The following is a 21305-nucleotide window of genomic DNA, read 5'->3' on the forward strand; positions in this document are numbered from 1 at the left end:
GTCGACGCACCGCCTCGAACAGCGGTGCCGAAGCACGGTTCACAGCCCGTACACCCGCGTCGCGTTGTGCGCGCCGATCATGTCGACGATCCTGATCGCGTCCGGTTCGGTGCAGTCCCCGGCGCGCACCCAGCCGCCGAGTACCAGGCCCATCGCGCGCCGCCACAGCACCGAACCCAGCAGATGCAGCTCGGGCGGGCCGAACGCGTCCGACGAATACAGCTGTTTGGCGAACGGCGCGGTCTCCAGTGCCTCGGCGACCAGGCCGGTGGCCCGGGTACCCAGATAGTTGATCGCCAGGCCGACGTCGAAATTCACCTGGTCGAAGGCTTGCGCCAGGTATCCCGCCTGCCGGTGGAATGGATAGCAATGCAGCAGCAGCACCGGAACCGGGTTCATGCTGCGCAGCAAGGGGAGCAGCAGCAGCGGGTCGGTGCGGTGCAGGTCGAGATCGCGGTCGCCGAAACCGACGTGTACCTGGAGCGGCAGTCCGTGCTCGGCCGCTTCGTGTACACCGAACGCGACCAGCACCGGGCTGTCGAGCCTCTTCGAGGGCCGTGCGGCCAGCTCCCGGGCGTGTTCGATCACCTCGGCGTCCGACGGGCGCGACCAGTCGATGCCGAACGAGCAGCGGTAGGCGGCAATGGTTTTGGTGCCGACGGTTGCGGGGTCGGCCGTGGCGTCGGCCAACGCGGCCCGGAACGCGGCCGGGAAGCCCGGCGGCGATGTGCCCGACTCCAGCAGATCCTCGGCCAGCCGTTCCAGCCGCAGGATCGATGACGCCGGGCGGCCGCTGAGTTCGGTGAGCCGTTCCGGAGTGGTGATCAGGTCGCCTTTGAAGCCGGTGTCCACCACCCAGCGCTCGACCCCGGCCAGCGGCAGCATGAGCGACGCCAGTTCGTCAGGGCCGAACTCGCAGCGGCGCTTCCAGTAGCGGTCGGCGTCGGCATGTGCCGGCAGGCCGAGAACCGGTGCACACCACCGCCGAATCGCCAGGCCGAGCGGCGAGTCGAACTGCGTCATGAAATCCGGCACCGGATCGGTCGAGCCCTCGTTCAGCGACTCCTCGAAAGAGGCCCGGTCGACCGGCTTGTTGAAGGTGCCGTGGACGTGGTGATCGATCAGGCTGACCGTGCGCAGGTGCTCGGCGAGCGCCTCGGGCACCTCGTCACGGACGCCGTCGAACACGTCCGCGAGTTCACCATCCGGCATAACGTGCGACCTCCTCGGCGTCGACCTTTCCCGCGGCGGCGTCGGCGATGGCCGCACCGAGGATCTCGACGGCCCGTACCGCTTCGTCGTCGGTCAGCACCAGCGGTGGCGTGACCTCCAGGACGTTGCCACCCACGTAGTACACCACCGCGCCCAGTTCCCAGGCGCGGTAGACCACCTGCGCGGCCAGGCGGGGATCGCGCCCACCGGTGGCGGGGTCGACGAGCTCCACCCCGATCGCCAGCCCGCGGCCCCGGACTTCGCCGATCATGTCGGTATCGAGTGCGCGCAAGCCATCCTGAAGTACCGCACCGACTTTCGCGGCCCGATCGGCGAGCTGGTCGCCGACGATGGTGGTCAGTACCGCGCGCCCGGCCGCGGTGCATACCGGATTACCCGCGGTGGTCAGCAGCGCCGCGGCAGGCGGCGCGTCGAGCAGCGCGGCCGGGCCGACCGCGGCCGACAGCGGCAGCCCCCCGCCAAGCACCTTGCCGAACGTGACGATGTCGGGCACCACCCCGTCGTGGTCGAACGCGTGCAGGGTGCCGGGCCGGCCCAGGCCCATTTTGACCTCGTCGCAGATCATCGGAACGCCGTGGCGGCGGCACACCGCGTGCAGCCGGGCCAGGAAGCCGTCGGGTGGCACCACCAGACCACCGTCGGACAGGATCGGTTCGACGATCAGGCAGGCGATGGCACCGGCGGCCATATGCCGGTCGGCGAGGTCGAGACACCCGGTGACATCGGCCTCGACGTCACCGCCGGCGGGCCGGAAAGGGTTGGGGTACGGCAGGAAAACGACGTCGGCATCGGGTGCGGCGCCCGCGTCGACGTGCACGCCGGACACCCCCATCGCGACCCCGACGCCACCGTGGTAACTGTGCTCGAACGCCAGCACGGTGCGCCGCCCCGTCGCGTGCCGGCAGGCGCGCAGGGCGACGTCGTTGGCGTCCGAGCCGGCGTGGCCCAGATATACCCGGCGCTCACCGGATCCGGGAACCAGCGCCAGCAGATCCTCGGCCAACCCGACGGAATCAGGGTGGACCGCGGACAGGCCCCCGGCTCCCGGTGCACTGCGCACCGCCCGGCCGACCGCCTCGGCGACCGCGGGGTGTCCGTGCCCCAGACCGGACGCGGTCCACGTCGCCGACAGGTCGAGCAGTTCGCGGCCATCGGGCGTGATCAGCGTGCTGCCGTGGCCGGAAACCACCTCCAGTGGGAAGAACCGGAGCTTCTCGATGCCGGCGATGACGGCTTCGTCGCGGGCATAGAGGGTGCTCACCGGACCTCCACCGGCGGGGTGAGTGCCAGTTCTGCGGTCAGCGATTCACCGACCCGCTTGGCGATACCCGAGGCTGCCAGCGCGATCGCCAGGCCGATCACGCACCAGTAGAGCCCCAAAAGCGGTGCAGCCACCCAGGTTTCGGCATCCTTGACGTTGAACCACAGTACCACCGCGATCACCACGGCGCCCAGCAGCGGCAGGGTGAGCCCGAGGAGCTTGCCCCGGCCGCCGTGCACCCCGACAAACTTGGGCGCCCCGACGAACCAGGCCGCCGCGAGCTCGACCAGGAGGTAGCACACCATCAGGCATACCGAACCGGCGACCGCGAACAGGAAGTAGGTGTCGATCGCCGCGTTGCCGGTGCCCATGTCCGGCCAGCCGATCCCACCGCAGATCAGATCGACCACCAGGGCCAGGCCGACCACCAGCCAGGTGGCCCGGCGGGGGCCACCGGTTCCTTCGTGGATGTGCGCCAGCGCCTTCGGGCCGAAGCCGTCGCGGCCAAAGGCGTAGAGCATGCGGCCCGATGTCGCCGCGGTGGCCATATGACAGCCGAACGCCGCGACCGTGGCGGTGAAGATGATGAGCAGCGAGAACCACTGACCAATGTAGCTGCTACCCAAGTCGCCCAAGGTGTTTCCCGAGCCCTGGAACGCCGCCAGCCCGGCCCCGTCGGTGCCGAATCCGATGACCTGGGCGAACATCACGACGACGAACAGCACGCCGGTGAGGATCAGCGTGCCGGCCAGCGCGCGCGGAATGTTACGGCCGGGGTTGTCGGTCTCCTCACCCATCGAGGCGCAGGCCTCGAACCCGGCCCAGGACAGGAACGCCGCCACCACGCCGCTCAGCACTGCCGAAGCCGATACGCCCCCACCGGAGAACGAGAACACGCTGAAGTCGATTCCGGTCGTGTCGGCACCGCCGCGGGCGAAGATCGCGATGACCAGCACCACCATCGCCACGATGCCGATACCTTCGATGCCGAGCAGAACCTTGGCCAGCACCCGGATATCGCGACCCGCCAGCGCGAACGAGATCACCGCGCCGACCACCACCACCCAGAGCCACGGCAGCTGATAGGGGTTCTCGTTGCCCGGTTGGAGCTGCGCGATGAAAGCATTGGTGAAAGCCGCTGTCAGGGCCAGGGTTCCGATCGAGAAGCCGACGTAGGCGCCGAGCATCGCGAAACCCGAGAAGAATCCCGTCCGTGGCCCGATAGTGCCGCCCACCAGTGCATAGGCCGACCCGGCGTGATTGAGATGACGCGTCAGCCGCACGAAGCTGTAGCCGACCAACGACACCCCGACCAGGCCGATCAGGAACACCAGCGGCAGGGCCTTGCCGACCGTGGCGATCAGGCCCTGCCCGTTGCCGGACATGGCCAGGGTCGGACCTACCGTCGCAACTGACAGTGCCAGCGCAACCCAGAACGGTAGGCGGCGGTGCGGCAGTCGATCGGTGTCCGGGGCGGCGCTGGTGGTCATCGATGCTCCCTTCGGGGTGAGCGGATCAGCAACTCCAGGCCAGGCGGAGTGCCTGGGTGGTCTCGCCGGCGGGGCGGTCACCGTAGGTGGCGAGCTCGTGGCGGCGCACGGCGACGAGGCCTTCGACGATCGCGGGCGTCATGAGCTCCGCGGCGATGGCCGAGGTTTCCAGGGCCTCGATGACCGTTCGCTGGTCGGCCGGAAGGGGTGGCGCGTCGCCGGCAGCCGGGTCCTCGGTCACCTCGGTGGGCAGCTGCAGGCTCTTGTCGATGCCCCGCAGCGCACTGCCGAGCATGGCCGCCGCGGCCAGATAGGGGTTGGCGCTCGGGTCGATGATCTTCAGTTCGACGTTGGCGCCGTGCGGGTTTCCCGGCGTCGCGGCGATGAACCGCAAGGCGGCCTCGCGGTTCTCCAGGCCCCAGCATTTGGCCGCGCCCGCCCAGTTTCCCGGTTTGAGACGTGCGGCCGAGAGCACCGAACCGGCATATACCCCAAGCAGATCCGGCAGGCCGTCGTGTACACCGGCCATGGCGGACTGCCCGGCAGGCCGCAGCTGGTGCGGGCCGTCGCCGCCGGACAGCAGCGGACCCGCGTCGTCGGCCAGCGACAGGTGCAGGTGTGCCCCGTTGCCCGCCTCGCCGGCGAAGGGGACCGGAGAGAACGAGACCTTCAACCCGTACCGCGCCGCGACCCGTCCGATCAGGATTCGCGCCAGGATGACGGCGTCGGCGGCGGCCACCGGCGTCGTGGGGGCCAGTGAGATTTCGAACTGATCATGGCCGTACTCGGTGTGGAGTTGCTCGACGCCCAATCCCGCGCGGTCGGCCGCGGCCATGAGGTCGACCAGGAATCCGGACCGGTCCAGTGAGGTGCGCATGCCGTAGGGAGACCAGGGCTCCGCGGAGGCATGCCCGCCGTCGGGGGCCAGCAGCGTGCACTCCAACTCGGCTCCGACCAGGACCGTCAGGCCGCGGGCGGCCGCGGATCGCTCGCCCGCGGCCAGCAGCGACCGGGTGCACAGCGGGGCGGGGTCGCCCTGCTGGTCGTACAGGCTGCCCGGGGCCCACGCCACGCCGTCGTCGATCAGGCGCAGCTCGGCCGGGTCGATGCGGATGCGCAGGTCGCCGACCACTCCGATGGTGGGTGTGAAGGCGATTCCGCTGTCGACGCAGAACACGCTCCACGATGGTGATACCCCCATCCCGGCCTGTTGAAAGGCGGAAAGGCGGTGTACGGGAACATATTTAGCACGGGTCACGCCCGCGAGGTCGGTCAGTGATCCGGCCACGATCGCGACGCCCTCGGCGCGCAGTTCGTCGATGCGCGGCGTGATGACTGCCGACATGGGCCCTCCTGACGTCCGAGTCTTCGAGCACGGTATGTCATGAATGTTTCAAATTCTTTAATATTGGCGCGATAGGATCGATTCGTTAAATTTTGGCTGCGAGGGGGCGGGATCATGTGCCGACTGCTGGGTGTCGTGTCGACGGCACCGATATCCGTCTCGGATGCGGTCGGTGCCCACGTGCTCAAGGACTTCGTCGCGTTGACGAAGGTGCACGGCGACGGTTGGGGCGTCGCGCAGGTGGACCACCCCGGAGGTGTCCCCCGAGTCGAGGTGTCCGCGGACAGCGCGCTCGACGACCCTGCCTTCGGTGCAGCCGTCGGCTCCGCAGCTGTGGCAGGCATGGTTCACCTGCGCTGGGCCACCAACGGTCTCGCCGTCGCACCGCAGAACTCCCACCCGTTCCTGGCGGATGGAATCGCCATGGCGCACAACGGATCCATCAAGCCGGCCGGTCTGATCGACGATCTCCTCGACGCCGACACCGCCGCATCGCTGCGCGGCACCACCGACAGCGAGCGCTACTTCGGCATCATCGGCCAGCACCGCCGTACCGCGCCCGATCTGGCCGAGGCGGTCCGCCGTGCCGTCGCGCAACTTCGGCCCCTGTACCCGGCGGCCAGCCTCAACGCGCTGGTGCTCGGTGAGGGGCAGCTGATCGCCGTGCACGCGCACGCCCACAGCCGGTTACCCGAGGAGGACATCGAGGAGATCACCGCCGCGAACCTCCCCACCGAGCATCTCGAGGACTACTTCGCCCTGCGCTGGGCCCGCACCGCCGAGGGCACGCTGGTGGTGGGGTCGACCGGATTCGGGGATCTGGACTGGCAGCCACTGCCTGCCGAGAGCGTGACGGCGATCTCGATGACGGACCTGTCCATGACCTCGGTGCCGGTGATGGCGGATTGAGCACCGTGACGACGGTCGAGGCGCGCGCCACCTCGGCACTTCCGACGCTCAGCAAGGCTGAGCGCCGGGTCGGGCGGGCGCTGCTCGCGGACTATCCGAGCGCCGGGCTGGCCAGTGCCGCCCGGCTCGCCGAACGTGCGGAGGTGAGCCCGCCGACCGTACTGCGATTCGCGCAGTCTCTGGGTTACGACGGCTTCGCCGATTTGCAGGTCGCACTGCGTGCGGAGCTGTCGGCCAGGTCCAACGGCCCGATCACGCGGCTGTCGGATGCGCCGTCGGCCGGTAGTCTGCTCGACCGGCTGTTGACGCAAGGCCAGGCGCAGAGCGACCGGGCGGCCGAGACGTTGGCCCTGTTGCCAGAATCCGCGTTGGAGGCCGCGGTCACGCTGCTGGCGGACACCGGTCGCACGGTGTACCTGCACGGTGGCCGGTTCTCCCACCTGCTGGCCATGCATCTGGCGGCGCATCTCGAACAGTTGCGCCCGAACGTGCGGGTGCTGGGCGACCCGACCGGTGCCGATCTCGGCGCGCTGCTCGAACTGTCCCGCACCGACGTCGTGGTGCTGTTCGACTACCACCGCTACCAGCGCAGCGCGGCCGAACTGGCGTACCGCGTGCACCGCGCCGGCGCGACGGTGCTGCTCATCACCGATGACCTCAGTTGCCCGGTGGCGCCCGACGCTGAAGTGGTGTTGGCGGCCTCCAGCACCGTGGGGACCACCTACCAGAGCATGGCGGCCGGGTTCATGCTCACCGAACTGCTGGTACCGCTGGTCATGGATGCGGTGGGGGAGTCGGCCCGGACCCGGATGGCGCTGTGGGAGGAGCAACGGCGAGCTGAGCTGCTCGGCTGACAGTTACCCTGTTCGGATGGCGGGTGGAACGAAACGGCTGCCGCGTGCCGTGCGCGAACAGCAGATGCTCGACGCCGCGGTGCAGATCTTCTCGGTCAACGGCTACCACGAGACGTCGATGGACGCCATCGCGGCCGAGGCCGAGATCTCCAAGCCGATGCTGTACCTGTACTACGGCTCCAAGGAGGAGCTGTTCGGCGCCTGCCTGAACCGTGAGCTGACCCGGTTCGTCGATGTGGTGCGCGGCCAGATCGACTTCACCCAGAGCCCGAAGGATCTGCTCCGCACCGCGGTGCTGTCGTTCCTGACCTACATCGACACCCACCGGGCGTCGTGGATGGTGCTCTACACGCAGGCCACCAGCTCGCAGGCGTTCGCCCACACGGTGCGCGAGGGCCGCGAGCGGATCATCGATCTGGTGGCCAGGCTGCTGAGCACGGGCACGCGTAACCCTCAGCCCGACAGTGACTTCGAGATGATGGCGGTGGCTCTGGTCGGAGCGGGCGAGGCCATCGCGACCCGGGTCAGCACCAGGGACGCCGACGTCGACGAGGCCGCCGAGCTGATGATCAACCTGTTCTGGCGCGGCCTGAAGGGCACCCCGTCGGACGCGGGCACGCAGTCCGTGCAGGCCGGCTGACCGTCGGGAAGACTGCCGTCCGACGATGCCCGAGCCAACCGATGCCCGCGGGCCGAGACACCGATGGCGTCCTGGTCGGCGGCTGTACCTGACCGTCGGGTTCCCGCTCGTCCTGTTGGCGTCGCTGTACATCGCGGATCTGACGATCACCTCCGGCAAGGTTCCCCGGGGCGTCACCGCGGCCGGTGTGCCCCTCGGCGGACTGACCCGCGACGCCGCGGATCAGCGCCTGCGCGATGCGCTCGGCCCCCGTACCGGCAGACCGGTCCCGGTGCGGGTCGCGACGGTCGAGGCGGAGGTGGATCCGGGCGCGATCGGCCTGGCCGTGGACCCCCACGCCACCGTCGAGCGGGCCGGCGGGCAACCGCTGAATCCGGTCACCAGGCTCATGTCGTTCTTCGCGCAGACCCCGGTCGGCGTGGTCTCGACGGTGGATGAGCGGGCCCTGACCGCGACGCTGGAGAAACTCGGAGACACCGTCGCCGAGGATCCGGTCGAGGGCTCCGTCGATTTCGTCGACGCAAAGCCGGTGTCATCGGATCCGCAGAACGGCAGGCGACTCGACGTCGCCGCCGCCGCGCGCGTGTTCACCCGGGACTGGGTCACCGGCCGGGCCGTCGACCTGCCGATGGTGGAACTCGCGCCGGCCACCACACCCGCCGACGTCGCGATCGCCGTCCGCGACGTCGCCACACCGGCCGTGTCCGGACCGGTCACCGTCCGCGGTGACCGCGACACCCGGGCAGTCCTCTCCGAGGACGTCATCGCGGCGGCGCTGACGTTCCGTGCGGGGGACGGCCGGCTGTCACCCGAGATCGACCAGAACCTGATCGTCGACGAGCTACGCCCGCAACTCGCCGCTTCGGAGAATCCGCGCCGCGACGCCGACATCGACTTCACCGCCACGCCGGCGGTCAAGGTGCCCGAACGGGCCGGCCGCCGAGTCGATTACGACGCGACCCTGGCCGATCTGCTCACGGTCCTCACGAGCGCCGACGATCGGGAGATGACCGCCGTCTACGTCGACGAGCCGGCCCGGTTCACCTTCGCCGAACTCGACGAACTCGGCCCCGTCGAAGTCATCGGCGAGTTCCGGACGGGTGGATTCGCAGGCGATTCCGGCAGGAACATCAGGCGCGCCGCCGAGCAGGTCGACGGCATGGTGGTCGGGCCGGGGGAGATCTTCAGCCTCAACGCGGCGACCAATCCGCGCAACGCCGCCGCCGGCTATGTCGAGGCCGGGATCATCGAAAACGGCAGGCCCGCACGCGGTATCGGTGGCGGGGTGTCCCAATTGGCGACCACATTGTTCAACGCCGCCTACTTCGCAGGCATGGAGGACATCGAGCACCACGAGCACAGCTACTACATCAGCCGCTACCCGGCCGGCCGCGAAGCCACGGTTTTCGGCGACGTGCTCGACGTGAAATTCCGCAACGACGGCCCGACGTCGGTGCAGATCCGGACCGACTGGACGTCGAGTTCGATCACGGTCCGGCTGGTCGGGATCAAACGCTACGAGGTGACCTCCTCGTCGAGCCCGCGCACCCGTCCGACCAGCCCGCGGACGGTCAGGATCCCGGCCGGTGAGGCCTGCAGCGCCGGCGGCGGAGCGTCCGGGTTCACCATCACCGACACCCGCACCCTGCGGGAGATCGCCGGCGGACGAACCCGCACGGAGTCCCACACCGTCGTCTATGACCCCGTGCCCAAGGTGGTGTGCGGCGGCTGAGGACCTTCTGCCCGGCTATAGCGCCGTACCCACCACCAGGCTGAACGGCGACGGTGTCGGCACCACCTCGGTGAGCCGGAACCCGGCCCGCTCGTAGAGACTGCGGTACTCGGCCTCGGTGCGTTCCCGGGCGGCGGCCGCCATCAGCATCTCCATATCGATCCACTTGGCGAGGAACTCGCGGTCGTGCCCGGGAATGACCGCCTCGATCAGCATCAGTGTGCTGCCCGGCGCGGCCGCCGCCCGGATGTTGCGCAGGATCGCCAGCGCGGGCTCATCGGCCCAGTCGTGGATCACGTTCTTCACCACATAGGCGTCGGCGCCGGAGGGGACGGCCTCGAAGAACGAGCCGGGCACGATCCGCACCCGGTCGGCGACGCCATACTTGGCCAACAGTTGCGGCGCACCCTCGACCACCTGCGGCAGGTCGTAGAGCAACCCACGGGCCGACGGTGTGGCGTCCAGGATGGCCGAGAGCAGGCGGCCGTGTCCGCCGCCGATATCGGCCACGATGCCGAACCGGCCGAAGTCGTAGCCCGCCACCACCGGCGCGATGGCCAACTCGGAAAGGCCGGTCATCGCGTCGTTGAAGATGTCGCCGAGGCCAGGCTCGGATGACAGGTATTCGAAGGCCGTCTTGCCGCGCAGCTTCGGGATGACGGCCTCCCCGGTGCGCACCGCATCCCCGAGGTGGCTCCAATGCTCACGGTGCTGGGGGGTGCCGACCCACCGGGCCATACCGGCGAGCGAAACCGGAGCATCCTTGCGCAGGGTTTCGCCGAGCGGATTGAGTGCATACCGGCCGTCGCGGGTGCGCCGGAATATCCCCTCGCTGACCAGGGCGCGCATCAGCCGGTCCAGCGCGTCGGGATCGGCGCCGACCCGGCGGGCCAGATCGTCGGGCCGCAGCGGGCCGCCCGCCAGCGCGTCGGCGACGCCCAGGTCGGCGGCAACGGTGATGCCCTGGGCGATCCAGGCGCCCAGGATCTTGTCCAGCATCACCGCGGGTGGCGGGGCACTGCGTTGATACAGCCGGCGCAGATGGTGGCGGGCGCGTTCGACCGCGCGAACCAGGCGGGCCGGGGGCACCGCGGTGCTAGTCACCGGACGACTGTAGGTCATGGGGGTGAGTTCTGCTCACCGTCGAATGCGGATTGCCCCAGCTAACCGAACTGGCGCCGAGTCGGGTCCGCCGGGACGCCTAAAGTGGGGCGGATGTCCGTGCGATCGACCCCCGCGATTGGAAGGTTTGCAGATGCCCGACGCTGATGCCGGCCGCCCGTCGTTGCAGCGGTTGTACGACCTCAATCAGGCGGTCACCGATTCGCGCTCGGTGCGGTTGCTGGTGGCCAACAACCTGGCCGGCTACCTGACCTTGATGGAGCGCCACCTGGACCGCGGCGCGAAGCTGACCGAACCGGAACTGGTGGTCCGGCTGGAACGGGACCTGGCCGAGCTGGGCTCCGACAGCGATCAGACCGGCCTGCAGCTGATCAAGTACTGGGCCAGCCAGGGCTGGTTGCACCGGGTCTCCGAACCGAGCAGTGACGGTGACCGCAATATCTGCCACCTGACCTACGAGGCCAGGGCGGTGCTGGACTTCGCCAGGCGGATGCGCCGCGAGGACACCCTGGCCACCGGCGGTTCGATCGCAGGCATCGCGGCCGGGCTGCGGCGGGTGGCCGGCCAGGTCAGCAACGACCCGGACCGGATCCGTGCGGACCTGGAGAACGAGATCGACCGGCTGCGCGCCGAGCTCGACGCACTCGACGAGGGCCGTCGCCCCGAACCCGACCCCCTCGACGTCGAGGACGAGGCCCGTTCCATCGCGCTGCAGATGGAGCAGGTGGTTTCCGATATCGGCCAGTACGGCAGCATGCTAAACCGCATCACCACCCGGCTGCTGGACGCCTCCGCCGACACCGACCTTGGCTACCGGGAACGGCAACGCCAGATGTTCGACGACTACGAATCCCTTTTCGCCTCAAGGGAAAGCGCGTCCTACACGGCCTTCACCCGGATGATCCAGGATCCCGAGCAGCGGGCCGCCCTGGTCACCGACATCGATATGGTGACCGCGCAGCTGCCGCACCTGGATCCCGGCCTGCGCGAGGTGATGACCGGGTTCTTCTCCCTGGTGTCGGCGCAGACCGCCGAGGTGGGCCGCACCAGGCAGCGGTGCGCACGCCGGATCAAGCGGTTCGTCGCATCGGGCACGCTCGAGCAGAGCCGTGGCGTCACCCGCCAGCTCAACGACGCCCTGGCCGCCGCACACGATCTGCTCAAGGTCTCCCTGGTGGACAGCCGGATCGGCCTTGAGCTGCCGCTGGCCCGGCCGGATGTCAGCTCGATCGGGGCGGTGGCGTTCAAGATCCGCGATGCGGTGCCGCCGACCCCCGCGGAGCCGTCGGACGGCGAGGTGAACCTCTCGGCGTTCGCGGCACTCGCCTCACAGGTGGACGCCGCCGAACTCGCCGAACTGGTCAACGGGGCCATCGCGGCCGGGCCGCTGCCATTACCCGAGGCGATCGGCCGGCTCGAATCGGCCTACCTCGGGCATGTCATCGTGCTGTGGTCCTGGGCGCTCAAACAGCCGACACAGGCCGCCGACGACGCCGGATCGGTGCGGGTGCGGTTCCGTTCACTCGAAGGCACCGACCGCGAAATTGAGGTGCCACAACTGATCTTCACCGAGCCCATTCCCACCGCGAGCGAGAGCCTGCTATGAGTGACATCGACTTCGACGCCCTGCCGAGCATCGACGCCGTCGAGCGGTCCACGCCCGAGCGGCGGGCACCGCGATTCGACGGCGACGTGAGCGAATTGCCGGACCGGGCCTGCTGGGCGTTGCAGCATCTGCTGTCCCGCCGCTACATCAGCAAGGACAATCACGCCGACCTCTGGTCGTGGGTCACCCGCTACCGCACCGAGCTCACCGTCCGGCTGTCCGAACTCGACCTGCGGCTGTGCGTATCCGATGACCACGACATCGCCTACGTCGAACAGGCCGACTACGAATCGTCGTGGCGGCGCAGGCTGCTGCGCCGCGAAACCCTCAACACCTACGATTCGATCCTGGCCCTGCACCTGGCCAAGCTGATGCGCGCGGCCGGGTCCGACGAACACGTGCTGATCAGCCGCGAGGAGATCCACGAACTGTTCGCCGGGGTCAACAACGACACCGACCGCGACATCGCGTCCTTCGACCGGCGGATCGACAACGCCATCGAGCGCCTGACCGATATCGAGATGCTGGTCCGCAGCCGCGAGGACGAGGACAGCTTCACCGTCAGCCCGGTGGTCAACGCGATCATGACGGCCTCGGTGATCACCGAGCTGCAGCAGCAGTTCGAACAGCTCACCAGGGCCGCGGGTGGAGCTACCGAAAACGATGGGGAAACCGACCCGCTCGACGAAGTGGATGCCAATGGCTGAGCCGACCAACCAGTTCCACCTGTTGCGACTGCAGGTCATCAACTGGGGTGTCTTCGACGGATACCACTCGATCCCGTTCAGCCCGCACGGCACCCTGATCACCGGATCCTCCGGCACCGGGAAATCCTCACTGCTCGACGCGATCTCGCTGGCCTTCCTGCCGTCGCACCGGCGGAACTTCAACGCCTCCGGCGACACCACCGCGGCGGGTTCTGGTACCGGCAAGCGCACCGTCGACAAGTACGTCCGCGGCGCATGGGGTGAACGGCGCGAGGGCGCCAACCGCCAGATCATGTACCTGCGCGGGACGGGGCCGGCCTGGTCGGCGGTCGCGGTCACCTACGCCGACCGCACCGGGCGGGCGGTCACCGGCCTGGTGCTGAAATGGCTTGCCGCCGAGAAGACCTCCGATCCCGGCAGCCGCTACTACCTGATCGACGCCGACCGCGACATCTTCGGGCCGTGCAACCGGTGGGCGGCCAACGGCTACGACGCCGCGGTGTTCCGCGAGGACGGCTGGACCGGCGGGCGCAGCGAGAGCCAGTACCTGGCCCAGCTGTACGCCATCATTGGGATCCGGGCGTCCGAGGCCGCCCAGCAGCTGCTCGGCAAGGCGAAATCGCTGAAAAGCGTTGGCGGGCTTGAGCAGTTTGTCCGCGAATTCATGCTCGATGAGCCCGTCAGCCTGGCCGGGGTCGATGAAGCCCTTGACCAGATCAACCCGCTGGTCGAGGCCCGCGGCATGCTGGACGTGGCCCGCCGCAAACGCAACACCCTCGGCAATATCGAGGCGGTCCAGGAGCGTTACGCCGACGAGGCCGCCAAGTTCGGCGTCATCGACACCGTCGACAACGCGATGATCCGTGACTACGTCGACACGCTGCGGGCTCAGCAGGCCGGTCCCGAGATCGACAACCTCGACGACCAGATCACCCAGTTGGGCGCGCAACGTGACGAGTTCGGCGCCCAGCAACGGCAACTCAAGAATGAGCACAACTCGTTGATGGCGCAGATCAACTCCTCCACAGTGGATCTGGTGCCGCTGCAGCAGCGGCTCAGCGAGGCCGAGCGGATCAGCGAGGAGGTGACCCGGCGGCGCAGCGGTTACGAGGACAAGGTGACCGCCCTCGAATTCGAGCCCCCCGAGACCGCCGAGGATTTCTGGTCGCTGCGCGAGACCCTGATGGAGGAGGCCGATCGGCTGCACCGCGAGCTGATCTCGGGCAATCAGGTCTATGTCGAGGCCTCGGCGAAAGAGGTGAGGGCCAGGGAGTCGCGCGAGGCCGTGGAAGCCGAACTGGAACGGGTACAGCGTCTGGGATCGCCGCTGCCCCGCACCGAGTACGAGATGCGGGCCAGGGTGGCCAAAGCGCTCGGCATCCCGGAACGGGATCTGGTGTATGTGGCCGAGCTGATGGAGCTCAAACCCGATGAGACCCGGTGGCGGCTCGTGGTGGAGAAGGTGTTGCGCGGAGCCGGTTTACGGCTGCTCGTCCCCGCCGGGCACTGGGACGACGCGCTGCGGTTCGTCAACGAGAACGATATGCGTGGGCGCCTCCAACTCCAGCACGTCAAACACGACGCCCAGCTGCGGGCGCCGGCCGAGGGGACGCTCGCGACCAAGGTCCGGGTGGTCGACCCGACCCACGACAGCGCCGTCGAGGCGCTCAACGTGATCGCCTCGGTCGGCGACTATGCGTGCGTGGACCGGCCCGAGGAGTTCGCCGGGACCACCCGCGCGGTCACCGATCAGGGCCTGCGTAAGGACAGCGGCAGGCTCTCGGTGAAGGACGACCGATCCAGGCTGCGGCCCTCGGACTACATCTTCCTGGGCGACTCCGCGGCGAAAGTGCATGCGCTGGAAGAGGATCTGCGCGGTGTGCAGGAGGTCTACGGCGCGGCGCGCAGCGCAAGGGAGCGGCTGGACGAGAAACGTTCGCAGCTCCAGCACCGGGAGCGGGCCTGCCGTGCCCTGTGTGACCAGTACATGCAGTGGAGCGACATCGACGCCGACTCGGCCGACGAGGTGGTGACGCGGCTGCAGGACGAGCACGACCTGCTGGTCTCGGAGAACCCCGATGTGGAGCGGCTGCAGCAGCGCGCCGACGACTGCTGGGAACGGGTCGAGAAGGTGATTCAGCAGATCGGCTCGCTCAACGAGCGCGAGACCAACCTCGACCGCAGGCGCACCGCACTGCTGGAGCTGACCGAGCGGCTCGAACCCGGCGACGTGCCGCAGCACGCCCGCGACACCCTCGACGGCTATGCGGCCGACATCGCGCTGACGCTGGAGCTGCTGGAGTCCGACCCGTTCCGCAACGAGCTGATCCGGGTGATCGGCCGCGAGCGCGACCGGCTGCGCGCCGACCGCAACCGGTCCCACGACGAGCTCACCGGAATCATGGCCGCCTACGACAGCTCGTTCCCGGATGCGATTCCCAACGACAGCGACGATTTCGACGAACGCGTGCACGACTACGTGGAACTGTGCCGGCGCATCGACGAACGTGAACTGCCCGACGCCTACGAGCGCATGCAGCGGCTCATCACCGAACAGGCGCCCGGCGCGATCCTGAACCTGCACATGATCGCCGACAACGAGGCGCGGCGGATCACCGAGCAGATCGCGCGGGTCAACACCGGACTCGGCGCGGTCGAGTTCAACCGGGGCACCCGGCTGACCCTGCACGCCGGGACCCGCCACCTCGCCGCCGTCGAGGAACTCAACGAGAAGGCCCAGCGGATCGCCGCGCGGGTGTCGCTGGTCAGTTTCGGTGACGAGACCGCGATGTTCGAGCAGTACACCGACATCCTGCAACTGCGAAAGCTGCTGGCCGGCAACACCCCCGAGGATCGGCAGTGGACCCGCGACGCGCTCGATGTGCGTAACCGGTTCGTGCTGTACTGCGAGGAGCGGGACGCCGAGACCGGTGAGGTGATCCGGACCTACAGCAACTCCGGGGACAATTCCGGCGGTGAGCAGGAGAAGCTCATGGCGTTCTGCCTGGCAGGCGCGCTGAGCTTCAACCTGGCCAGCCCGGACAGCAATGACACCAGGCCGATGTTCGCCCAGCTCATGCTGGACGAGGCGTTCTCGAAATCCGATCCGCAGTTCGCCCAGCAGGCCCTCTCGGCGTTCCGCAAGTTCGGATTCCAGCTGGTGATCGTGGCCACGGTGCAGAACACCACGACCATCCAGCCCTACATCGACAGTGTCGTGATGATCTCCAAGGCCGACGCCGCGGTGCCGAATGCGCGCCCGGTCGCATCGGTGACGGCGGCCTCGATCTCCGAATTCACCGAGCTGCGGCGGAATTCGGGCGATGTGGTGCCGAGCGCCTGAGACAGCAATGATTCCGCGAGCAGACACGTCGGTACCCGGAAACCCGCATTTCGGGGTACCGCAGCGTCTGCTCGCGGGATAAGTCCTCGCCTCTCAGAGCGGGCTCACCGTGGCACTCAGGTGCGGATAGCCCTTGGACAGGTGGCGCAGGGCCAGCTCCCAGCCGTCGGTGTCGCGCTGCACGTAGAGCCCGGCCCTGGCGGGCAGCACCACCGGCTTGGCGAACCGCACCGAATACTTCACCGCATCCGGGAGCTGAGCCTCGATATTGGCGAGCACCGCTGCGGCACTGAACATTCCGTGAGCGATCACGGTCGGGAAGCCGAACAGCTTGGCGGCGATGCCGTTGGTGTGGATCGGGTTGTGATCGCCACCGACGGACGCGTAGTGCCGGATCTGTCCCGGCGTGATGGACAGCACCGCGTTGGGCGGTGGCAGTTTCGGCTGGCGCTGCGGCTCGGGTTTGGCTTCACCGGACAGGCTGGTGCGCTGCTGATGCAGGAAGGTCGTCACCTGATGCCAGACCAGGTCGTTGCCGACCTTGATCTCGGTGACGATGTCGACCAGCAGGCCGCGGCGGTGCTCTCGCAGGTTCTCGGCGTGCACGGCGACGTCGAGAGTGTCGGTCACCGCGATCGGCCGGTGCTGGGTGACGTGGTTCTCGATGTGCACCGAACCCATTGCGGCGAATGGGAAATCGAATCCGGTGACCAGTGACATCACGGTCGGGAAGGTCAGTGCGAACGGATAGGTCAGCGGGACCGTGTCACCGAACCGCAGCCCGGTCACCTGCGCGTACTCGGCGACATTGGCCGGGTCGATGCGCAGGTTCTCGACCGTGACGGTGCGCTCGGGCAGGGCCTGGCTGCGCGGGATGAACGGCAGCGCCCCCACGGCGGCGCGCAGCATGTTGTTCACGCCTCAGGCTCCCAACATGGCCTGGCCGCAGACCCGGATCGTGTTGCCGGTCACCGCATTCGACGCCGGGCTGGCGAAGTAGGCGATCAGCTCGGCCACGTCGACCGGCTGGCCGCCCTGGAACAGCGAGTTCAGCCTTCGGCCCACCTCGCGGGTGGCCATCGGGATGGCCTCGGTCATCTTGGTCTCGATGAAGCCGGGCGCCACCGCGTTGATGGTGATGCCCTTGTCGGCCAGCACCGGGGCCAACGTGTCGGTCAGGCCGATCATGCCGGCCTTGGTGGTGGCGTAGTTGGTCTGGCCGCGGTTGCCCGCGATGCCCGCCATCGACGACAGCCCGATCACCCGGCCGCCCTCGCCCAGCACCCCGGCCTCCACCAGGCCCTCGGTCAGCTGTTGCGGGGCGAGCAGGTTGACCGCGATCACCGAATCCCACCGGCCCTCGTCCATATTGGCCAGCAGCTTGTCGCGGGTGATGCCGGCGTTGTTGACCAGCACGTCGACCTTGCCGCCGTGCTGTGCGGTGACATGGGCGGTGATCGCCTCGACCGCATCGTCGGCGGTGACGTCCAGGGTCAGTGCGCTGCCCCCGATCTGCTCGGCCACCTTGCCGAGATCCTCGGCGGCCTGCGGAACGTCGACCGCGACGACGGTGGCGCCGTCCCGCGCGAACACCTCGGCGATCGTCGCACCGATACCCCGGGCCGCGCCGGTCACCACGGCGACCTTGCCGGCCAGCGGCTTGTCCCAGTCCGCGGGCGGCACCGAATCGGCCGCACCGACCCGGAACACCTGCCCGTCCACATACGCCGACTTGGCCGACAGGATGAACCGCATCGTCGACTCGATGCCCGTCGCGGCGGGACTGGCGTCGGCGGCCAGGTACACCAGCGACACCGTCGCGCCGCGGCGCAGTTCCTTGCCCAGCGAGCGGGTGAAGCCCTCGAGCGCGCGCTGGACGACCTGCTCGTGGGCGCTTCCGGCCTGATCCGGGGTGGTGCCGATGACGACGACGCGTGCGCACGCGCCCAGGTTGCGCAGCACCGGCGTGAAGAACTTGTAGAGCTCCTTGAGCCCGGTGGGCTCGGTGATGCCGGTGGCGTCGAGCACCACGCCGCCGAACGAGTCGGCCCACCGGCCGCCGATGTTGTTGGAGACGACGTCGTAGTCGTCGGCGAGCGCGACGCGCAGCGGTTCGGCGACGCGTCCCTCCCCGCCGATCAGCAGGGATCCGGCCAGCGGCGGATCGCCCGCCCGGTAACGGCGCAGCGTCTCGGGCTGCGGCACACCCAGCTGTTTCGCCAGGAACGAGCCCGGCCCGGAATTGACCACTTGGGATAATAGGTCGGCCACTTCAGCTGCCTTTCGCTTCGCAGTACTGCGTTGTCCATACCGAACTTACTCCAGAGTAAGAACAGTGGGTAATATGGCCCCGGATACCCCGACATTGGGAGACGAACACATGGCGAACAACACGACCCGCCGGCGCGTGGCGGTACTGGGTGGCAACCGGATTCCGTTTGCTCGATCCGACGGCGCATATGCCAACGCCTCGAATCAGGACATGTTCATCGCGGCCCTGGGTGGGCTGATCGACCGCTTCGACCTGGCCGGTGAGCGGCTCGGCGCGGTGATCGGCGGGGCGGTGCTCAAGCACAGCAGGGACTTCAACCTGATGCGCGAATGTGTGCTGGGCAGTTCGCTGTCCCCGTACACCCCGGCCTTCGACCTGCAGCAGGCCTGCGGCACCGGCCTGCAGTCGGCCATCGTGGCCGCCAACGCCATCGCCCTCGGCCAGTACGAATCGGCCGCGGTCGGCGGTGTGGACACCGCATCGGACGCCCCGATCGCCTTCGGCAACGACCTGCGCCGAGTGCTGCTGGGACTGCGCCGGGCCAAGTCGAATGTGGACCGGCTCAAACTGGTCGGCAAGCTGCCTGCCTCGCTCGGGGTGGAGATCCCGGTGAACAGTGAGCCGCGGACCGGTATGTCGATGGGCGAGCACGCCGCCGTCACCGCCAAGGAGATGGGCATCAAGCGCGTTGACCAGGACGAACTGGCCGCCGCGAGTCACCGCAACATGGCCGCCGCCTACGACAGCGGCTTCTTCGACGACCTGGTGACGCCGTTCCTCGGCCTGTACCGGGACAACAACCTGCGAGCGGACTCGTCGCCGGAGAAACTGGCCAAGCTCAAGCCCGTGTTCGGGGTCAAGGCCGGCGACGCCACCATGACGGCGGGCAACTCGACCCCGCTGACCGACGGTGCCTCGGTGGCGCTGCTGGCCGGCGAGGACTGGGCGGCCGAGCACGGCCACGAGCCGCTGGCCTACTTCGTCGACGGCGAGACCGCCGCGGTCGACTACGTCAACGGACCCGACGGCCTGCTGATGGCGCCGACCTATGCGGTGCCCAGGCTGCTCGCCCGCAACGACCTGACCCTGCAGGACTTCGACTTCTACGAGATCCACGAGGCCTTCGCCTCGGTGGTGCTGGCCACGCTGTCGGCCTGGGAGTCCGACGAGTACTGCAAGCAGCGGCTGGGGCTGGACGGTGCGCTCGGCTCGATCGACCGCACCAGGCTCAACGTGAACGGTTCCTCGCTGGCGGCCGGTCATCCGTTCGCGGCGACCGGCGGCCGGATCGTGGCGCAGCTGGCCAAGCAGCTTCACCTCAAAAAGAAGGAGACCGGTCAGCCGGTACGCGGCCTGATCTCGGTGTGCGCGGCCGGCGGGCAGGGCGTCACGGCGATTTTGGAGGCGTAGCTTGCGGAGCCGACCATCGGGCACTGAGGCCTGATCGGAGCGCTGGTCGGGGCACCGGGAAAACATTCCGAAAGTTTCTTTCGGGAGTGTGTAACGGTCTCCCGAGGAGCGTCGATACACGGGTAGCTCCGTGTTGCCGTCTGACCCCCCGACCCGACGGCAACACGGGGCACCTACTTTGAATTAGGGGTGAGCGTCGGTCGAAAATTCCTCTGGTCTGAGGGGTATCCGAGGCGTACGCTCGACCGTACGACGGGTTCGGGAGTGACTGATCCAAACAGTCGGTTCAGGGGTGAAGAGCCGGCGGCGTGCAACGAATAGAAAACGCCCCCAAGTGTCCTCCCGAACCCGCCCTTATTTTTTTCCCACCTTTTCTCGCATCGCCGCCTAGCGTGGGCGTATGCGGATCAGCATGCTCGGGTCTCTGAGCGAAACCGGCGGACAATCCCCGATCGACGCCACCGTGCGCAACCTCGCCCAACTGCGCGACGAGGGCTTCCGCCGGGTGTGGATGACACAGATGCCCAACGAACCCGATCTGCTGACCGTGCTGGCGGTGGCGCTCCGCGAGGTCGACGGCATCGAGGTCGGTACCGGGGTGATCCCGATCCAGAACCAGCATCCGATGCTGCTGGCCCAACGCGCCCTGACCTTGAGCCTGATCAGCAACGGCCGGTTCATCCTCGGCCTCGGCATGACCCACGCCGCGGTCACCGAGGGCATGTGGGGCATTCCCTGGGACAAACCGGTCCGGCGGCTGCGTGAGTACCTCGACGGACTGCAGCCCCTGCTGGCGGGCGAGCCCGCCGACGCCGCGGGGGAGACGGTCACGACCCGCGGCGCCCTGCAGATCTCCGGCGCGGCGGCCCCCGACGTCTACATCGCGGCGCTGGGTCCGCAACTGCTCAAACTGGCGGCCCGGCGCACGGCGGGCACCGTCACGTGGATGACCGGTCCCGCCACACTGGCCCAACATGTGGCACCGACGCTGCGGGAGGCGGCCGGTGACCGCCCGGTCCGGGTGGTGGCGGCGCTCCCGGTCAGCGTCACCGACGACGTCGACGCCGCGCGGGCCGCGGCGGCCAAGCAGTTCGCGGTGTACGGGCAGCTCCCGTCATACCGGGCGATGCTGGATCGCGAGGGCTACGCCGGGCCGGAGGATGCCGCCATCATCGGCGATGAAAGCACTGTGGCAGAACGGATCCGGGCCCTCAAGGAGGTCGACGAATATGTCGGGGTGGTGTTCGCCGCGGATCAGGAGACCAGGGCCCGGACCCGGGCGTTGTTGCGGACGCTCGACAATTCCTAGGCCTCCTGTCCTTTGCGCGAGCAGACGCTGGCGTACCCCGGAATGCGCATTCCCGGGTACCGCGGCGTCTGC

16 protein-coding genes are annotated in these 21305 nt (G+C 68.6%); 9 read left to right on the plus strand and 7 right to left on the minus strand.

The features are described from left to right. Positions 1-39: 39 nt before the first annotated feature. From ACWDTP_RS13925 to ACWDTP_RS13940, 4 genes are read right to left on the minus strand one after another with little or no spacing between them, the layout of a single operon-like run. Positions 40-1212, minus strand: a complete 1173-nt coding sequence (locus ACWDTP_RS13925) for an amidohydrolase family protein (protein WP_450020552.1) — start codon at positions 1210-1212, stop codon at positions 40-42. Then, positions 1199-2494: an aspartate aminotransferase family protein gene (locus ACWDTP_RS13930; RefSeq protein ID WP_450020554.1), complete on the minus strand. Its 1296-nt coding sequence runs from the start codon at positions 2492-2494 to the stop codon at positions 1199-1201. Before ACWDTP_RS13930 ends, ACWDTP_RS13925 begins: the two co-directional genes overlap by 14 nt. Then, positions 2491-3984, minus strand: a complete 1494-nt coding sequence (locus ACWDTP_RS13935; RefSeq protein WP_450020555.1) for an APC family permease — start codon at positions 3982-3984, stop codon at positions 2491-2493. Before ACWDTP_RS13935 ends, ACWDTP_RS13930 begins: the two co-directional genes overlap by 4 nt. A 25-nt stretch (positions 3985-4009) precedes the next feature. Next, complete coding sequence (locus ACWDTP_RS13940; RefSeq protein ID WP_450020557.1) at positions 4010-5329, minus strand: glutamine synthetase family protein; 1320 nt, start codon at positions 5327-5329, stop codon at positions 4010-4012. Between the two features lie 114 nt (positions 5330-5443). Here ACWDTP_RS13940 and ACWDTP_RS13945 point away from each other — a divergent pair, with 114 nt between their 5' ends. From ACWDTP_RS13945 to ACWDTP_RS13960, 4 genes are read left to right on the plus strand one after another with little or no spacing between them, the layout of a single operon-like run. Beyond that, positions 5444-6238, plus strand: a complete 795-nt coding sequence (locus tag ACWDTP_RS13945; protein ID WP_450020559.1) for a class II glutamine amidotransferase — start codon at positions 5444-5446, stop codon at positions 6236-6238. A gap of 5 nt (positions 6239-6243) precedes the next feature. Beyond that, positions 6244-7092: a MurR/RpiR family transcriptional regulator gene (locus ACWDTP_RS13950; RefSeq protein ID WP_450020561.1), complete on the plus strand. Its 849-nt coding sequence runs from the start codon at positions 6244-6246 to the stop codon at positions 7090-7092. Between the two features lie 16 nt (positions 7093-7108). After that, on the plus strand, positions 7109-7732 hold the full coding sequence (locus ACWDTP_RS13955) for a TetR/AcrR family transcriptional regulator (RefSeq protein ID WP_450020563.1): 624 nt from the start codon (positions 7109-7111) through the stop codon (positions 7730-7732). Positions 7733-7757: 25 nt separating this feature from the next. Continuing rightward, the gene (locus tag ACWDTP_RS13960) at positions 7758-9464 is read left to right on the plus strand and encodes a VanW family protein (RefSeq protein WP_450020565.1); all 1707 of its coding nucleotides are present in this window, start codon (positions 7758-7760) and stop codon (positions 9462-9464) included. A gap of 15 nt (positions 9465-9479) precedes the next feature. Here ACWDTP_RS13960 and ACWDTP_RS13965 read toward each other — a convergent pair whose 3' ends face one another. After that, positions 9480-10586, minus strand: a complete 1107-nt coding sequence (locus ACWDTP_RS13965) for a methyltransferase (RefSeq protein WP_450020567.1) — start codon at positions 10584-10586, stop codon at positions 9480-9482. 133 nt (positions 10587-10719) lie between these two features. On the opposite strand from ACWDTP_RS13965, the gene ACWDTP_RS13970 reads away from it, so the two are divergent. From ACWDTP_RS13970 to ACWDTP_RS13980, 3 genes are read left to right on the plus strand one after another with little or no spacing between them, the layout of a single operon-like run. Next, positions 10720-12192, plus strand: a complete 1473-nt coding sequence (locus tag ACWDTP_RS13970) for a DUF3375 domain-containing protein (protein WP_450020569.1) — start codon at positions 10720-10722, stop codon at positions 12190-12192. Further along, positions 12189-12899, plus strand: coding sequence for a DUF4194 domain-containing protein (locus tag ACWDTP_RS13975; protein ID WP_450020570.1), 711 nt, complete (start codon positions 12189-12191; stop codon positions 12897-12899). The genes ACWDTP_RS13970 and ACWDTP_RS13975 overlap by 4 nt, the downstream gene beginning before the upstream one ends. After that, entirely contained in the window at positions 12892-16242 is a 3351-nt protein-coding gene (locus tag ACWDTP_RS13980) for an ATP-binding protein (RefSeq protein ID WP_450020572.1), read from the plus strand. The genes ACWDTP_RS13975 and ACWDTP_RS13980 overlap by 8 nt, the downstream gene beginning before the upstream one ends. 93 nt (positions 16243-16335) lie before the next feature. Here ACWDTP_RS13980 and ACWDTP_RS13985 read toward each other — a convergent pair whose 3' ends face one another. Together ACWDTP_RS13985 and ACWDTP_RS13990 are read right to left on the minus strand one after the other, a co-directional pair. Beyond that, complete coding sequence (locus tag ACWDTP_RS13985; protein WP_450020582.1) at positions 16336-17151, minus strand: MaoC/PaaZ C-terminal domain-containing protein; 816 nt, start codon at positions 17149-17151, stop codon at positions 16336-16338. A gap of 12 nt (positions 17152-17163) precedes the next feature. Next, complete coding sequence (locus tag ACWDTP_RS13990) at positions 17164-18513, minus strand: 3-oxoacyl-ACP reductase (RefSeq protein WP_450020574.1); 1350 nt, start codon at positions 18511-18513, stop codon at positions 17164-17166. A gap of 109 nt (positions 18514-18622) precedes the next feature. Between ACWDTP_RS13990 and ACWDTP_RS13995 the strand changes: the two genes are divergently transcribed. Both ACWDTP_RS13995 and ACWDTP_RS14000 read left to right on the plus strand, forming a co-directional pair. Continuing rightward, complete coding sequence (locus tag ACWDTP_RS13995; RefSeq protein WP_450020576.1) at positions 18623-19924, plus strand: acetyl-CoA C-acetyltransferase; 1302 nt, start codon at positions 18623-18625, stop codon at positions 19922-19924. A 400-nt stretch (positions 19925-20324) separates the two neighbouring features. Next, the gene (locus ACWDTP_RS14000) at positions 20325-21233 is read left to right on the plus strand and encodes a TIGR03564 family F420-dependent LLM class oxidoreductase (protein WP_450020578.1); all 909 of its coding nucleotides are present in this window, start codon (positions 20325-20327) and stop codon (positions 21231-21233) included. The last annotated feature ends 72 nt before the right edge of the window (positions 21234-21305 follow it).

This window comes from Mycobacterium sp. NPDC003449 (assembly GCF_053588415.1).

Excerpts from the sequence above, each read along its gene's own strand:
- ACWDTP_RS13960 (WP_450020565.1), top strand. The coding sequence starts at position 7,758 with ATGCCCGAGCCAACCGATGCCCGCGGGCCGAGACACCGATGGCGTCCT.
- ACWDTP_RS13965 (WP_450020567.1), bottom strand. The coding sequence starts at position 10,586 with ATGACCTACAGTCGTCCGGTGACTAGCACCGCGGTGCCCCCGGCCCGC.
- ACWDTP_RS13940 (WP_450020557.1), bottom strand. The coding sequence starts at position 5,329 with ATGTCGGCAGTCATCACGCCGCGCATCGACGAACTGCGCGCCGAGGGC.
- ACWDTP_RS13995 (WP_450020576.1), top strand. The coding sequence starts at position 18,623 with ATGGCGAACAACACGACCCGCCGGCGCGTGGCGGTACTGGGTGGCAAC.
- ACWDTP_RS13945 (WP_450020559.1), top strand. The coding sequence starts at position 5,444 with ATGTGCCGACTGCTGGGTGTCGTGTCGACGGCACCGATATCCGTCTCG.
- ACWDTP_RS13935 (WP_450020555.1), bottom strand. The coding sequence starts at position 3,984 with ATGACCACCAGCGCCGCCCCGGACACCGATCGACTGCCGCACCGCCGC.
- ACWDTP_RS14000 (WP_450020578.1), top strand. The coding sequence starts at position 20,325 with ATGCGGATCAGCATGCTCGGGTCTCTGAGCGAAACCGGCGGACAATCC.
- ACWDTP_RS13980 (WP_450020572.1), top strand. The coding sequence starts at position 12,892 with ATGGCTGAGCCGACCAACCAGTTCCACCTGTTGCGACTGCAGGTCATC.
- ACWDTP_RS13955 (WP_450020563.1), top strand. The coding sequence starts at position 7,109 with ATGGCGGGTGGAACGAAACGGCTGCCGCGTGCCGTGCGCGAACAGCAG.
- ACWDTP_RS13985 (WP_450020582.1), bottom strand. The coding sequence starts at position 17,151 with ATGCTGCGCGCCGCCGTGGGGGCGCTGCCGTTCATCCCGCGCAGCCAG.
- ACWDTP_RS13975 (WP_450020570.1), top strand. The coding sequence starts at position 12,189 with ATGAGTGACATCGACTTCGACGCCCTGCCGAGCATCGACGCCGTCGAG.
- ACWDTP_RS13970 (WP_450020569.1), top strand. The coding sequence starts at position 10,720 with ATGCCCGACGCTGATGCCGGCCGCCCGTCGTTGCAGCGGTTGTACGAC.
- ACWDTP_RS13925 (WP_450020552.1), bottom strand. The coding sequence starts at position 1,212 with ATGCCGGATGGTGAACTCGCGGACGTGTTCGACGGCGTCCGTGACGAG.